Here is a 15,751-nt window from a genome sequence, read left to right on the forward strand (position 1 = left end):
ATTTTCTTTCTATATTTCAGCTATGAGCATCGAAATAACTGTTTAGAATCAAGTTTCTTATTTTTATTAAATGATAAAATTGCAAAATAAAATAAACAAATACCTATAAAAAAAGTCAGACCGAAGTCTGACTTTTTTTAAATGTAAAAGTACGATTATTTCGGTTCAATCGATTCAATCGGTTCAAACGGCGCAACAACATCTGCATTTTGCGCACGATGACGCATGAAATGATCCATGAGTACAATCGCAAGCATCGCTTCAGCAATTGGAGTCGCACGTACGCCCACGCAAGGATCATGACGACCTTTGGTTAAAACGTCTGTGTCTTCACGATTAATGGTAATGGTTTTACCTGGTGTTGTAATCGAAGCAGTCGGTTTGAGTGCAATCGCGACACGAATATCTTGACCACTTGAAATACCACCTAAGATACCACCGGCATGATTCGCCAAGAAACCATCTGTCGTCAACTCATCACGCGTTTCGTGACCAAATTGTTCAGCCACACCAAAACCATCGCCAATTTCTACGCCTTTTACTGCGTTAATGGACATCATGGCATGGGCAATATCTGCATCTAATCGATCAAATACAGGCTCACCCCAACCCACAGGGACTTTCGATGCAATAATTTCAAGTTTTGCACCACAGCTTGTGCCTTTCTCACGCAGTGATGTCACAAGTGCTTCAAAACGAGGAACGGCATCTACATCGCCACAGAAAAATGGATTGTTAGGAACTTCATTCCAATCCAGTTTTTCTGCTTTTTCAGTACCAATTTGAGTCACATGACCACGAATCTCAATACCGAATTTTTCAAACAAGAATTTTTTAGCAATTGCACCTGCCGCTACACGCATCGCAGTTTCACGCGCACTTGAACGACCACCGCCACGGTAATCACGGAAACCATACTTTTGGGTATAGGTATAGTCTGCATGACCAGGACGGAAAGTTTGCGCGATATTTCCGTAGTCTTTCGATTTTTGATCCGTATTACGGATTAAAAGACCGATTGACGTTCCTGTTGTTTTACCCTCAAAAACACCAGAAATAATTTCGACTTCATCAGGTTCTTTACGCTGCGTTGCAAACTTCGATGTCCCCGGCTTGCGACGGTCCAAATCTTTTTGCAAATCTGCAGCAGACAGCTCAATTCCTGGTGGAACCCCATCCACGATGGCCATGAGACCAACGCCATGAGATTCACCACAAGTCGTTACACGGAACAGTTGCCCTATACTATTACCTGCCATGTGAAACGACTCCTTATGCTTGTTGGATAGATTGAATAAATAAATCGCGATATTCGCGGCATTGCGCTGCTGTTAATGCAAAAATGCCTGTACCACCACGTTGGAACTTCAACCAATGGAAATCAATGGTATTGAAGTTTTGCTTCATTGCCCATTCAGAGTTACCCACTTCAATGACAATCAAGCCATCTTCAGTTAAATAATCTGCTGCTTGAGCCAGCATTTTACGTACAAGGTCTAAACCATCCTGACCTGCAGCCAACGCCATTTCTGGTTCATGATGGAATTCGTCAGGCAAATCTGCCATATCTTCAGCATCCACATAAGGTGGGTTCGATACGATCAAATCATATTGATTTTCAGCAGGGATTTTTGCAAACAAGTCAGATTCAAGTAATGCCACTTGATATTGTTTGTTATGGTGTTCAGCATTAATTTGTGCAACTTCTAAAGCATCTTTAGATAAGTCTGTCGCATCTACATCTGCATCTGGGAATGCATACGCCAATGCAATGGCAATACAACCTGAACCTGTGCACATATCTAAAATACGCTGAGGTGTCTTAGGATTTGGATTTTCAGGCAGATTATTGACTGCTGCACCCATGTCGCCATTTTCAGTCAAGCAATATGGTGCAAAGCGGTTTTCAATCAGTTCTACAATCGGTGAACGTGGAATCAGTACACGCTCATCAACGTAAAATGGTTTACCAAAGAAATATGCCAAGTTTAAAAGATAAGATGTTGGCATACGTTCGTTGATACGACGTTCAAGCAGGCTTAAAAATTCTGCTTTTTCACTTGGGAGAAGTGTTGCATCTAAAATTTCTGCGTCTGCATTCCAGTCTAGTGACAAAGTTTGCAATACAAGTGCTGAACTTTCAGCGAAATAATCTTCTGTACCTTGACCCAAGTGCGCATCGTATTGACGTAATGCTGTTACCCCAAAGCGAATAAAATCACGAATCGTGCTTAGGTTTTCAGCTGCTTCCTGTAAATGTTCAGGGCTAATAGTCGGTCGATCCACTTAAGGCGTCTCCAAGGTCATTTTTAAAACGCCTTATCATACCTTGTTTCCAACATATTGATAATGCTGAACGCATGAAAAATACGAATTGATCACCGAAAGCTTTAGTAATCATTGGCGATCTTCTCTGACCACAGAAGTAAATTTGTTCTATGAAAAAAAATATTGTCGATACATATAAACCTAAATGTCTCTGACGCTGCTCCACCTACAGTAATAAAAATTACAGCCTTAGCGTTTAATCACTTTAGAACGTGATTCATAGCGATTTGACTGTTCTATCGTCATTGCAAGTGCACATTCATACTGCTGAACTTTGGCATATTTACCCGTGCTAGTCATATTGCACTGTTGGTCACGTTGTTTTTCAAAGCGGCGATGTTCTTGTTTGATGGTTTCAACGCGCTGAGGATTCACTTTCAGATAATTTTTATAATTTCCTTTTAATAATTTTTGATGCGCTTTCAATTCTTTCTTGAGACATTTTTCTTTATTTGCAGTTTGCCCACTCGATTGACTCATACATTGGATAAATTGCTTGGAATAACCTGTTGCGGCTTGTGCCTGAAAAAATGTGCTTGCAACCATGACAAGACCAAATCCAAATAAACGCATAATGTCCCCTTCGCTAATACGACAATTTTTAAAATTTTGCTTTAGTTATATATCGATATTAACCCAAGCATTTCAAAAAACCTATGCTTGACGCAACCTTATCTAATTCTTACATGAATCATTTGAATCTAGACACTTTTAGCGCATATGATAGCTTTCATGTAATTCTTTATAGCGTGATTATGAGTTATAAGCACAACAATTTAATGGCAATGCGTGAAAACTATTGGAATGACCAAAATTCATCTCAAGTTATTCAGGAAAAAGCTGCACTGCAACGAACCTTAAACCAACTGGAAGTTTTTGAAAACGCATCTGAAGATGATGCTAAATATGTGTTCTTTAGTTTACCCAGCATTATTATTGTCAAAGGTTATGCCTTAGGCTTTTTAAATGAAACTGTACAGCAACTGATTGTTCAACATATCCAAACAAATAAGCAACAGTTACAACAAAGAAGCCCATTAAAAATTCAATATCAAATGTAATCTTTATACTGCATTGGCGAGTTTCAGTGCAACTTGCAAATCTTTACTGTGAATTCAGCAGGTTAAACTTTTTTAATACGTGAAGAAACGGTAATATCCGCTACAATGATTAATTCTGCTTTACGCTGAGAAAGGATTGAGTCTACATGTCAGATCAAAACGATAAGCTTAAACAATTGAAAACCTCTTCGATGGATCGACGCTTATCGATCGCTAAAGCATCTCTATTGGCGGGTACCCGTTGGGCTGCTTCTAGTGCAAGCTCTATGTTCTCAAATGAAGAAGAAAAAGAACGTAAACGCAAAAAAGCCATGAAAGAACAAGCCGATTATCTGGTTGCAGAAATTGGCAAACTCAAAGGCTCAATCGTTAAAATTGGGCAAATGATGGCATTATATGGCGAACATTTTTTGCCAGAAGAAGTCACACAAGCATTAAATACACTCAACAATCAAACCGTGGCTTTGGCATGGCCAGCAATTCAAGCTCAGCTTCGCGCGCAATTGGGCTCTAAACTTGATGATTTAGTCATTGACCATGAACCGCTTGGCACAGCCTCATTGGCTCAAGTACATCGTGCTAAACGTAAATCGGATGGTCTAGAAGTCGTCCTTAAAGTTCAATATCCTGGTGTTGCAGAAGCCATTGACTCCGATATGAGCTTGTTTAAAAACATGCTTAAACTGACTCGTATCGTTCCGCAAACGCGTGAATTCGATCAGTGGTTCGATGAAGTCCGTGAAATGATGCACCGTGAAGTTGACTATTATATTGAAGCTGCAACTACTCGACGTTTTGCCGAACGTCTTCAAAATGATCCGCGTTATATCGTACCCACCATCATTGATGAGTATTGCACCGACCGTGTCTTATGTATGACATTCGAACGCGGTGTACCAATTAATAGTCCTGTTATGCTTTCCCTCCCTCAAGAGCGTCGTAATAAACTCGGTGAAGCATCACTTGAGATTGCCGTTCGTGAGATTTTCGAATGGGGAGAAATGCAAACAGATCCGAATTTCGGTAACTATTTAGTTCGTTTAGCCACCACTGAAGATGGCATTGATCAGATCATTTTATTGGATTTTGGGGCGATTCGTCAGTTTGACGCGCATCTACTCAGCGTTGCACGTCATTTAATTCAGGCAGGTTATCATCATGATTCAGACATGATGGTTAAAGCCATGACGGGTTATGAGTTTTTTGATTCTATTCCGCAAAGCATTAAACCTGATATGGCAAAAGTGTTCTTACTTGCGACTGAAGCCTTTAGCTCACCAATCAATAATCATGATCTTCCAGTTGGCATTATGGATGAACATGACCGCTATGACTGGAAAAAGAGCCAGTTACATAGCCGTGTAATCCAACAAGCCTCTAAATCAATGGCATCACGTTATTTCAGTGTTCCACCAAAAGAATTTATGTTTATTAGTCGTAAATTCATTGGTGCCTATACCTTTATGACTGTCATTGATGCCAAAACCAATGTACGCCAAATGATTAAAGCTTATGTTTAATTTTCGGCTTTAAAATTACTAAAATTTGACCTAAGTGATTTGTCATTTAGGTCAACTTTTTTTATATTAAAAAAATAAATCAAACAATTAAAATTAAATTTTTCAAATACATATTATTAAAATCATCGGATATTCTTCCCTTTATCTATGACAATTTTTCTTGTCAAATCCGACATAGTAATTCAGCCATTTAACTGTCAGGATGTATGAATTGCGATATATAAAACTAGGATAAAAAAATGTCGAATATGATCAACAAAGCACAAGGAATGGGATTATCTCTGCTGACAAAACTTGCCAGCAGTGACTTACTTGATCAACTCAAATTACGTAAATTTGTAGAAACCTCGTTATATCAGGGTTCTAAAACAGGTTTTAAAGCACTCAGTAAAACTCAAAAAGTGTTTAAATCTGATCAAAAGGTCAATAAACAACGCTTAAATCCACAAAGTAAATCACTCTTCGATTTGAGTTTGAGTGAAGATCAGCAAATGACTGTGGAAGCTATGTCGAGCTTCGCCACTGAAGTGCTGTATAACTTAGCGCATGATGCAGATCATCAAGAAACATTCCCCAAAGAACTATGGCAACACATGACGGATCTTGGTCTAAATTATTATGCCTTACCTGAAGCCTTAGGTGGTGTTGCTCTTGAAAAAAATACAACGAGCAATGTGCTCATTGCAGAACATTTAGCCATTGGCGATTTTAGTTTAACTGCAGGTCTACTCTCGACTTTCAGTGTGATAAATACAATCACACAGTGGGGTTCCGAATCGGTTCAAAATACATATTTAAATGCTTTTGCTGAAGATCCTGATTTAAAAGCCACTTTTGCAGTTCAGGAAAATACACCTGCTTTTAATCCATTCCAGCTGAAAACTACTGCTCAAGAGAATGGCACGGACTATCAAATCAATGGTGAGAAAACCTTGGTGTTGCTTGCCGAATATGCAGATATTTTCCTAGTAAGTGCCATGCTCAATGGTCAAGCTGAAGTATTTGTCGTTCAACGTGATAACAGTATCAGTATTAAAAAATCTCCAGCAATGGGGTTAAAAGCGACTGAAACTGCCACCATCCAATTTAATAACACGCCTGCACAAAAATTAGGAGATCAAGACTTCAACTACACTGAGTTTGTCGATTTAGGCAATTTAATGTGGTGTGCTATGGCTGTTGGAACTTGTGAAGCAATTCGCAAATATTGCATTCAATATGCCAATGAACGTACCGCATTTGGTGAGCCAATCTCACATCGTCAAAGTGTGGCATTTATGATTGCAGACATGGCGATTGAAACTGATGCTATGCGTATGCTGATCTTAAATGCAGCAAGCCTTGCCGAAGCAGGCAAACCTTTCCACCGCGAAGCTTATCTTGCACGTTTACTCTGTGCTGAAAAATCCATGAAAATTGGTACAGACGGTGTACAGATTTTAGGTGGACATGGTTTTACCAAAGAACATCCTGTGGAACGTTGGTACCGCGATTTACGTGCCACAGCGATTCTCCACTCTGGCTTACATGCTTAATCAATCAATAAAAATAAGGACAGACTCATGAATTTACAAAATCCTAAAAAATTTAAGTTATTGATTGATCAGGCACATGAAGTTGCACTTAATGTTTTACGCCCAATTTCCCGTAAATATGATAAGGCTGAACATGCATATCCAAAAGAATTAGATATGCTCGCTGCTGTGGTCGATGGCATGAATCAAGGTAGTGACGGCATGAATGCCGGTGCAGCTGTCAATAAACGTGGCGATACCGATGACTCTAATAAAAATGGCGTCAATATGTCGACTGCACTAAGTATTGTTGAAATGTGCTATGGCGATACTGGTTTATTATTGTCTATGCCTCGCCAAGGTTTAGGTAACTCTGCTATTGCTGCAGTCGCAAACGATGAACAACTTGAGCGTTTCAATGGCACATGGGCAGCGATGGCTATTACTGAACCAAATTGTGGTTCTGACTCTGCTGCTATTCGTACCACTGCGACCAAAGATGGCGATCATTATATTTTAAATGGTGAAAAAATCTTTGTGACCTCTGGTGAGCGTGCAGATTCAGTCGTAGTGTGGGCAACATTAGACAAGAAATTAGGTCGTGCAGCGATTAAATCTTTTGTCGTTGAAAAAGGCACACCTGGGATGACCATCGAACGCCTTGAACATAAACTGGGAATTAAAGCCTCGGATACCGCTGCGATTAGTTTTGTTGATTGTCGCGTCCCTGCCGAAAACCTATTAGGTAATGCAGAAATTGATGTTGCCAAAGGCTTTGCTGGCGTTATGGAAACTTTTGACAATACACGCCCCTTGGTTGCTGCTATGGCAATTGGTTGTGCTAAAGCATCGTTAGAGCGCATTAAAGAGATTTTTAAAGACCAACTTGATGCTACTTACGCAACGCCTTATTTACAGACCTCAAATATCGCTGCACAAATTTACCGCATGGAGGCGGAATGGGAAGCGGCTCGTTTACTCATGCTAAAAGCCGCGTGGATGGCGGATAACCGCAAACCGAACTCGAAAGAGGCATCCATTGCTAAAGCAAAAGCAGGTCGAGTCGGTAATGAAATTACCCTGAAATGTGTCGAGCTTGCTGCGAGTGTCGGCTATAACGAAAATGAGTTATTGGAAAAATGGGCACGTGACTCGAAAATTCTAGATATTTTTGAAGGTACACAACAGATTCAGCAACTCATCATTGCACGTCGTGAATTAGGAAAAAGCTCAAGTGAACTAAAATAAATTATTTCACTGTATTTTAAGAGATTAAAACCAGGAACGATGGATTTTTAATGTGTTTAACGCTATAAAAGCTCATCGTTCCTATGCTTCATCTTAATATGTATTCAATTCGCCCAATTCAATCTAAAGATAATGCTCAAATTGCCCATGTGATCCGTCAGGTTTCTATCGAATTCGGCTTGGCTGCTGAATCAGGTTTTGCTGTAGGTGATAGCATTTTAGATCAGCTTTATCATGTTTATAACCAAACATGTTCTAAATACTGGGTCATTGTCAATGAAAATGATCAGGTTGTCGGTGGTGGCGGTATTGCCCCATTAAAAGGTGATCCTCAAACTTTAGAAATTCAAAAAATGTACTTTTTGCCGGAAATTCGTCAGCAAGGGTTTGCGAAGAAAATCCTTCATCTCGCTTTTGAATTCGCTCAAGAACAAAAAATACATCAGATTTATTTAGAAACTACAAAATCGCTTTGGCAGGCTGTCAAATTATACGAAAAACTTGGATTCATCCACTTAGACAAACCTATGGGTAATACTGGACATAGCCAAGCGTGTGAAATTTGGATGCTTAAATCAATTTAAGAAAAAATTTATCAAACAAGCCTTTCGTAAAATGAATATTTACGTGAATTTGTAAGCATCATGTGTCCTCACTTGACGCATGATACTTGTAAATTTAAGATCAAAGCACCAATAAATATGGATCTAAAGGTTTGCTTACTCCTACTCTGCACAAAAGACTTTATTCCCTAAACATGCCAAAATTTTTAAAAATTGGTTTTTGTTTGAGTTGTAGCATAGCGGTTACAGCTTGCTCATCTTTAGGCATGGGATCTTTAGAAAAAAAATCAGCTAAACTTTCTCAAGGTATTCAGCAAGCTTATTCTGTTTCTCCAAGCACAGCATCACGTGTTTCACCGATGATTATCCAAAGTGCAGAAAAACAAAATCTTGATCCATTACTCGTTGCCGCTGTAATACGCCAAGAGTCTACATATAGAAGCAATGCAACTTCACCTGCAGGTGCTGTCGGACTTATGCAAGTCATGCCTCGTTATTGGCAAAATACATGTGGTCCAAATCTTTATGATGAATGGACCAATATTCAATGTGGCTCTTATATTTTATCTAAATATGAAAGTTCAGCTGGAAATATTAAAAAAGCTTTGGCTTACTACAATGTAGGTCCTGCAAATTATGAAAATAATCGCAAAATGCGTAAGATTGGTAAGCGTTATGCAAAACAAGTTAAACAGCATCAAAAAGCTTTAAAAAGTGCTCTATAAGTATGTTAATAAATCGTTAAATGAAGGCTCATTTTGAGCCTTTTTTATTGTCTATTAATCAGAACCATAAAAAAATCCCCCTCTACTTTTCGTAGAGAGGGATTTTGGAATAATGAGCTGGCGATGACTTACTCTCACATGGCAAATGCCACACTACCATCAGCGCTAAGAGGTTTCACTTCTGAGTTCGGGAAGGGATCAGGTGGTTCACTCTTGCTATTGTCGCCAGCACAACTGTTTATGCTTACTCACTTAGGTCTTATTTAGATGCCTAGCTTTCGTCAAATAGAATTCATTAACAGGGATACTTGAGTTGTGAGTGTAACATAAAGCGTAGCTTTATGCCTTGCACTCAGGCAAACGCTTTCGCGTTTGCTTATTCTTCGTTCATCTTTAGCGTTAACTAAATCAAGTTATTGTGATGATGATTTGATCAACAACACCAACTGTTTGGGTGTTGTATAGTCAAGCCTCACGAGCAATTAGTATTGGTCAGCTTCATGCGTCACCGCACTTCCACATCCAACCTATCAACGTCGTAGTCTTCAACGGCTCTTTAGGAGACATAAAGTCTCGGGGAAATCTTATCTTGAGGTAGGCTTCCCGCTTAGATGCTTTCAGCGGTTATCCCTTCCGAACATAGCTACCCGGCGATGCGACTGGCGTCACAACCGGTACACCAGAGGTTCGTCCACTCTGGTCCTCTCGTACTAGGAGCAGATCCTCTCAAATTTCCAACGCCCACGGTAGATAGGGACCGAACTGTCTCACGACGTTCTAAACCCAGCTCGCGTACCTCTTTAAATGGCGAACAGCCATACCCTTGGGACCTGCTTCAGCCCCAGGATGAGATGAGCCGACATCGAGGTGCCAAACACCGCCGTCGATATGAACTCTTGGGCGGTATCAGCCTGTTATCCCCAGAGTACCTTTTATCCGTTGAGCGATGGCCCTTCCATACAGAACCACCGGATCACTAAGACCTACTTTCGTACCTGCTCGACTTGTGGGTCTCGCAGTTAAGCGCGCTTTTGCCTTTATACTCTACGCGTGATTTCCGACCACGCTGAGCGCACCTTCGTACTCCTCCGTTACTCTTTAGGAGGAGACCGCCCCAGTCAAACTACCCACCAGACATGGTCCTCGTCCCGGATTACGGGACAGAGTTAGAACCTCAATATTACCAGGGTGGTATTTCAAGATTGGCTCCATCGCAACTAGCGTCACGACTTCAAAGCCTCCCACCTATCCTACACAAGTAAGATCAAAGTTCAATGTCAAGCTGCAGTAAAGGTTCACGGGGTCTTTCCGTCTAGCCGCGGGTACACCGCATCTTCACGGCGATTTCGATTTCACTGAGCCTCTGCTGGAGACAGCGCCCCCATCATTATGCCATTCGTGCAGGTCGGAACTTACCCGACAAGGAATTTCGCTACCTTAGGACCGTTATAGTTACGGCCGCCGTTTACTGGGGCTTCGATCAATAGCTTCGCTTGCGCTAACCACATCAATTAACCTTCCAGCACCGGGCAGGCATCACACCCTATACGTCCACTTTCGTGTTTGCAGAGTGCTATGTTTTTAATAAACAGTTGCAGGGGCCTGGTTTCTGTGGCTGCTCTCAGCTCAGGAAGCAAGTTCCATCACCAAAAGCAGCGTACCTTCTCCCGAAGTTACGGTACCATTTTGCCTAGTTCCTTCAGCAGAGTTCTCTCAAGCGCTTTGGTCTACTCGACCTGACCACCTGTGTCGGTTTCGGGTACGATTCCTGTTTAACTGAAGCTTAGAGACTTTTCCTGGAAGTATGGTATCAGCCACTTCGCTGTACAAGTACAGCTTGCTATCAACTCTCAGCATAGAGCACCCCGGATTTGCCTAAGATGCATGCCTACTGTCTTCCACCTGGACAACCAACGCCAGGCTGACTTAACCTTCTCCGTCCTCTCATCGCATTAAACAGAAGTATTGGAATATTAACCAATTTCCCATCGACTACGCCTCTCGGCCTCGCCTTAGGGGTCGACTCACCCAGCCCCGATTAACGTTGGACTGGAACCCTTGGTCTTTCAGCGAACGGGTTTTTCACCCGTTTTATCGTTACTCACGTCAGCATTCGCACTTCTGATACCTCCAGCATGCTTCTCAACACACCTTCATCGGCTTACAGAACGCTCCCCTACCACTTGCAATAAATTGCAAATCCGCAGCTTCGGCATATAGTTTTAGCCCCGTTACATCTTCCGCGCAGGCCGACTCGACTAGTGAGCTATTACGCTTTCTTTAAAGGGTGGCTGCTTCTAAGCCAACCTCCTAGCTGTCTATGCCTTCCCACATCGTTTCCCACTTAACTATAATTTAGGGGCCTTAGCTGGCGGTCTGGATTGTTTTCCTCTTGACTACGGACGTTAGCACCCGCAGTCTGTCTCCCGGATAGTACTCATTGGTATTCGGAGTTTGCATCGGTTTGGTAAGTCGGGATGACCCCCTAGCCGAAACAGTGCTCTACCCCCAATGGTATTCGTCCGAGGCGCTACCTAAATAGCTTTCGGGGAGAACCAGCTATCACCGAGTTTGATTAGCCTTTCACCCCTATCCACAAGTCATCCCCTGGCTTTTCAACGACAGTGGGTTCGGTCCTCCAGTTAGTGTTACCCAACCTTCAACCTGCTCATGGATAGATCACCCGGTTTCGGGTCTACACCCAGCAACTAAACGCCCTATTAAGACTCGGTTTCCCTACGGCTCCCCTATACGGTTAACCTCGCTACTGAATGTAAGTCGCTGACCCATTATACAAAAGGTACGCAGTCACATCACGAAGATGCTCCCACTGCTTGTATGCATGCGGTTTCAGGATCTATTTCACTCCCCTCACAGGGGTTCTTTTCGCCTTTCCCTCACGGTACTGGTTCACTATCGGTCAGTCAGGAGTATTTAGCCTTAGAGGATGGTCCCCCTATATTCAGACAAGGTTTCACGTGCCTCGCCCTACTCGACATCATCATATAAGCCCTTTCGTGTACAGGACTATCACCATCTATGGTCGCACTTCCCAGAGCGTTCCACTAAAGCTTATATGACTTAATGGGCTGATCCCCGTTCGCTCGCCGCTACTGAGGGAATCTCAATTGATTTCTTTTCCTAAGGGTACTGAGATGTTTCACTTCCCCTCGTTTGCCTCATTAACCTATGTATTCAGTTAATGATACCTACCTTATGGTAAGTGGGTTTCCCCATTCAGAAATCTCCGGATCACAGGATATTTGCCGCCTCCCCGGAGCTTATCGCAGGCTATTACGTCTTTCATCGCCTCTGACTGCCAAGGCATCCACCACATGCACTTAATTACTTGACTATACAACCCCAAACAGTCGATCGATCCTACAAGTAGATCAACCAACAAGTCTTACGACTCACAGTTCGTTGTTCGTGTACTTAAACACTGTACAGCTTCAATCAAATTCACATACCAAAACGCTTGATTCAGTTTAATCGCTAGTACTCATTAATCTTTAAACAATTGCTTGTTTAAGTCTTAACGAGTATGAACAAATTATTTCAACTCAAATATATTCTGTTAATGATTTAATGCATCTTCGTCAGATTGCATTACTGTGATAAATCACAGAGATTATCAAGTGGTGCGTATCATAACGCTTCTACTTGTTAATCTCTAGGATCTAATCACTTGATCGCTTAGGAACTAAACATTCATCTTACTGAATGGTTATTCTTAACTCATTCTACTCAAATCTGATGATTTAAGTGATGGTGGAGACTAGGAGAGTCGAACTCCTGACCTCCTGCGTGCAAAGCAGGCGCTCTACCAACTAAGCTAAGTCCCCAGCTTATCAATAAGTCAATGTACTGATTACTGTCTATTGCAGATGGTGGGTCTGACAAGACTTGAACTTGTGACCCCACGCTTATCAAGCGTGTGCTCTAACCAACTGAGCTACAGACCCTCAGATACATCGTCATGAAGAACAACTTGTTGTGGATTCTTACCAATCGTCAATCTTTCGTTAAGGAGGTGATCCAGCCGCAGGTTCCCCTACGGCTACCTTGTTACGACTTCACCCCAGTCATCGGCCACACCGTGGTAAGCGTCCTCCCTAAGGTTAGACTACCTACTTCTGGTGCAACAAACTCCCATGGTGTGACGGGCGGTGTGTACAAGGCCCGGGAACGTATTCACCGCGGCATTCTGATCCGCGATTACTAGCGATTCCGACTTCATGGAGTCGAGTTGCAGACTCCAATCCGGACTACGATCGGCTTTTTGAGATTAGCATCCTATCGCTAGGTAGCAACCCTTTGTACCGACCATTGTAGCACGTGTGTAGCCCTGGTCGTAAGGGCCATGATGACTTGACGTCGTCCCCGCCTTCCTCCAGTTTGTCACTGGCAGTATCCTTAAAGTTCCCACCCGAAGTGCTGGCAAATAAGGAAAAGGGTTGCGCTCGTTGCGGGACTTAACCCAACATCTCACGACACGAGCTGACGACAGCCATGCAGCACCTGTATGTAAGCTCCCGAAGGCACCAATCCATCTCTGGAAAGTTCTTACTATGTCAAGACCAGGTAAGGTTCTTCGCGTTGCATCGAATTAAACCACATGCTCCACCGCTTGTGCGGGCCCCCGTCAATTCATTTGAGTTTTAGTCTTGCGACCGTACTCCCCAGGCGGTCTACTTATCGCGTTAGCTGCGCCACTAAAGCCTCAAAGGCCCCAACGGCTAGTAGACATCGTTTACGGCATGGACTACCAGGGTATCTAATCCTGTTTGCTCCCCATGCTTTCGCACCTCAGTGTCAGTATTAGGCCAGATGGCTGCCTTCGCCATCGGTATTCCTCCAGATCTCTACGCATTTCACCGCTACACCTGGAATTCTACCATCCTCTCCCATACTCTAGCCAACCAGTATCGAATGCAATTCCCAAGTTAAGCTCGGGGATTTCACATTTGACTTAATTGGCCACCTACGCGCGCTTTACGCCCAGTAAATCCGATTAACGCTTGCACCCTCTGTATTACCGCGGCTGCTGGCACAGAGTTAGCCGGTGCTTATTCTGCGAGTAACGTCCACTCTCTGTAGGTATTATCTACAGGAGCCTCCTCCTCGCTTAAAGTGCTTTACAACCAAAAGGCCTTCTTCACACACGCGGCATGGCTGGATCAGGGTTCCCCCCATTGTCCAATATTCCCCACTGCTGCCTCCCGTAGGAGTCTGGGCCGTGTCTCAGTCCCAGTGTGGCGGATCATCCTCTCAGACCCGCTACAGATCGTCGCCTTGGTAGGCCTTTACCCCACCAACTAGCTAATCCGACTTAGGCTCATCTATTAGCGCAAGGTCCGAAGATCCCCTGCTTTCCCCCGTAGGGCGTATGCGGTATTAGCAGCCGTTTCCAACTGTTGTCCCCCACTAATAGGCAGATTCCTAAGTATTACTCACCCGTCCGCCGCTAGGAATCAGTAGCAAGCTACCTATCCCCGCTCGACTTGCATGTGTTAAGCCTGCCGCCAGCGTTCAATCTGAGCCATGATCAAACTCTTCAGTTTAAAATCAGTAGCACCTTAAAGGGTGCTAATCTTGGCTCATCAATTTTCTGACAAATATTTCTCAAATAAACTTCGAGTAATTTCTACCATCAATCAATGAAAATAATTTCGATCAATCAACCGGTAAAAATCCACACAAGTTGTTCTTCATAATCTCTTAATGATCTTCTTAAAACCTCGTCAGTTTCAAGTATCAACCCAATCACTTAACGTTTCGTTTCGTGCATTGCGTTGGTGTGCTGCGTATTCTATACAGTTTAGAAACCAGTGCAACCCCTTTTTCATGATTTATTTAAAAAAGCATATCGAGCGTTTATTTTTTAATCCAAATCACAATATTTTTAATAAATAAGTTTATTTTGTAATCAAAAAAATTTTTTATTCCTTTAATAAGAAAGATCAGCATTATGCTGATCCTTTAATTCATCTATTTACTTTGAGTATCTAACCAATTCAAAAATTTCTGACGTTCTTCTGTATTTGCACGCTGCCAGATTTGAATCATTTGCACTTCTTTACCTTCATGCTGAATAACCTTTTCTAGTTTAACTTCATCTTTTAAAGGCTTGATGACAGGTTTCGTCGTTAAATCTATATTCTGAGTCAGCCCGATACTAGACAATAATGACTTGGAATTTGCCTTCACACCTTCTTGCTGAGCAACAACACGATTATTTTCATCATAAATTGCCACGATAGGCTGTTCTTTATATTTTTGCGCTTGTTCAAATGTTTTCGGCGCATTAACCAATCCTAAACGATAGCTTTGCCCATCAATTAAATTTAACTGTTCAATACTGACTGTTGCAGACTTTAAAATATCGTGAGTATCATTTAAATGTTCAAAATATTGTTGGTAACGTACACTAATCGATTTGATATTCGCATCTAACTGATAGGTTTGTTTACTTTGCAGCAATGATCCACTGACATCTTGATGATCCACTGCCATCAATTTAATTTCTTCTGGCACCGTTAATTTAATAGCCGCAAAAGATTGTGTCGCCGCAAATAACGTGGTTGCCATTGCTAAAACTGATATTTTCATCAAACCTACTCGTTTTATTTGTTCAATTTTATTGCATGATGCAATTTCATATTAAAAGTTTATGTCAAATATGCAGTTTAAGCATTAGACCTTTATCTATTTATTGTTATATAGAACGATGCATAACTGCTAAATATTGTTTTCTCAAATAAAAAAAGGAGCTTATACGCTCCTTTTTTA

At 42.0% G+C, this 15,751-nt stretch carries 10 protein-coding genes, 2 tRNA genes and 3 rRNA genes; 6 read left to right on the top strand and 9 right to left on the bottom strand.

Annotation, left to right across the window (positions count from 1 at the left end; translation table 11 throughout):
* Positions 1–155 precede the first annotated feature (155 nt).
* The 3 genes from aroC to A3K93_RS06260 form a co-directional block, all read right to left on the bottom strand.
* Positions 156–1,259, bottom strand: a complete 1,104-nt coding sequence (gene aroC, locus A3K93_RS06250; RefSeq protein ID WP_067729931.1) for a chorismate synthase — start codon at positions 1,257–1,259, stop codon at positions 156–158.
* A gap of 13 nt (positions 1,260–1,272) precedes the next feature.
* Positions 1,273–2,286 (bottom strand): 50S ribosomal protein L3 N(5)-glutamine methyltransferase, encoded by a 1,014-nt coding sequence (gene prmB, locus A3K93_RS06255; protein ID WP_067729933.1) that lies wholly within the window; start codon positions 2,284–2,286, stop codon positions 1,273–1,275.
* A gap of 231 nt (positions 2,287–2,517) precedes the next feature.
* Complete coding sequence (locus A3K93_RS06260; RefSeq protein ID WP_067729935.1) at positions 2,518–2,901, bottom strand: lysozyme inhibitor LprI family protein; 384 nt, start codon at positions 2,899–2,901, stop codon at positions 2,518–2,520.
* Between the two features lie 182 nt (positions 2,902–3,083).
* Between A3K93_RS06260 and A3K93_RS06265 the strand changes: the two genes are divergently transcribed.
* The 6 genes from A3K93_RS06265 to A3K93_RS06290 all read left to right on the top strand — a co-directional run bounded on the left by A3K93_RS06265 (position 3,084) and on the right by A3K93_RS06290 (position 8,959).
* Positions 3,084–3,389: a hypothetical protein gene (locus A3K93_RS06265; protein WP_067729937.1), complete on the top strand. Its 306-nt coding sequence runs from the start codon at positions 3,084–3,086 to the stop codon at positions 3,387–3,389.
* 146 nt (positions 3,390–3,535) lie between these two features.
* A complete protein-coding gene (locus tag A3K93_RS06270; RefSeq protein ID WP_067729939.1) occupies positions 3,536–4,909 on the top strand; it encodes an ABC1 kinase family protein in 1,374 nt (457 codons plus the stop codon).
* A gap of 248 nt (positions 4,910–5,157) precedes the next feature.
* The gene (locus A3K93_RS06275) at positions 5,158–6,444 is read left to right on the top strand and encodes an acyl-CoA dehydrogenase family protein (RefSeq protein ID WP_171255096.1); all 1,287 of its coding nucleotides are present in this window, start codon (positions 5,158–5,160) and stop codon (positions 6,442–6,444) included.
* A gap of 27 nt (positions 6,445–6,471) precedes the next feature.
* Positions 6,472–7,671: an acyl-CoA dehydrogenase family protein gene (locus A3K93_RS06280; RefSeq protein ID WP_067729943.1), complete on the top strand. Its 1,200-nt coding sequence runs from the start codon at positions 6,472–6,474 to the stop codon at positions 7,669–7,671.
* Between the two features lie 98 nt (positions 7,672–7,769).
* Entirely contained in the window at positions 7,770–8,255 is a 486-nt protein-coding gene (locus A3K93_RS06285) for a GNAT family N-acetyltransferase (RefSeq protein ID WP_067729945.1), read from the top strand.
* A gap of 173 nt (positions 8,256–8,428) precedes the next feature.
* Positions 8,429–8,959: a lytic transglycosylase domain-containing protein gene (locus A3K93_RS06290; RefSeq protein ID WP_067729946.1), complete on the top strand. Its 531-nt coding sequence runs from the start codon at positions 8,429–8,431 to the stop codon at positions 8,957–8,959.
* A 115-nt stretch (positions 8,960–9,074) separates the two neighbouring features.
* Here the strand turns inward: A3K93_RS06290 and rrf are convergent.
* From rrf to A3K93_RS06320, 6 genes are all read right to left on the bottom strand, one after another.
* Positions 9,075–9,189, bottom strand: a 5S ribosomal RNA gene (rrf, locus tag A3K93_RS06295).
* Positions 9,190–9,420: 231 nt separating this feature from the next.
* A 23S ribosomal RNA gene (locus A3K93_RS06300) occupies positions 9,421–12,314 on the bottom strand.
* Between the two features lie 414 nt (positions 12,315–12,728).
* Positions 12,729–12,804, bottom strand: a tRNA-Ala gene (locus A3K93_RS06305).
* A gap of 43 nt (positions 12,805–12,847) precedes the next feature.
* Positions 12,848–12,924, bottom strand: a tRNA-Ile gene (locus A3K93_RS06310).
* A gap of 61 nt (positions 12,925–12,985) precedes the next feature.
* Positions 12,986–14,523, bottom strand: a 16S ribosomal RNA gene (locus tag A3K93_RS06315).
* Together the 16S, 23S and 5S rRNA genes with 2 tRNA genes alongside form the textbook arrangement of a ribosomal RNA operon.
* A gap of 427 nt (positions 14,524–14,950) precedes the next feature.
* On the bottom strand, positions 14,951–15,571 hold the full coding sequence (locus A3K93_RS06320) for a DUF2057 family protein (protein WP_067729948.1): 621 nt from the start codon (positions 15,569–15,571) through the stop codon (positions 14,951–14,953).
* Between the last annotated feature and the right edge of the window lie 180 nt (positions 15,572–15,751).

It is taken from the genome of Acinetobacter sp. NCu2D-2 (genome assembly GCF_001647675.1).
Classification (GTDB): Bacteria; Pseudomonadota; Gammaproteobacteria; order Pseudomonadales; family Moraxellaceae; genus Acinetobacter.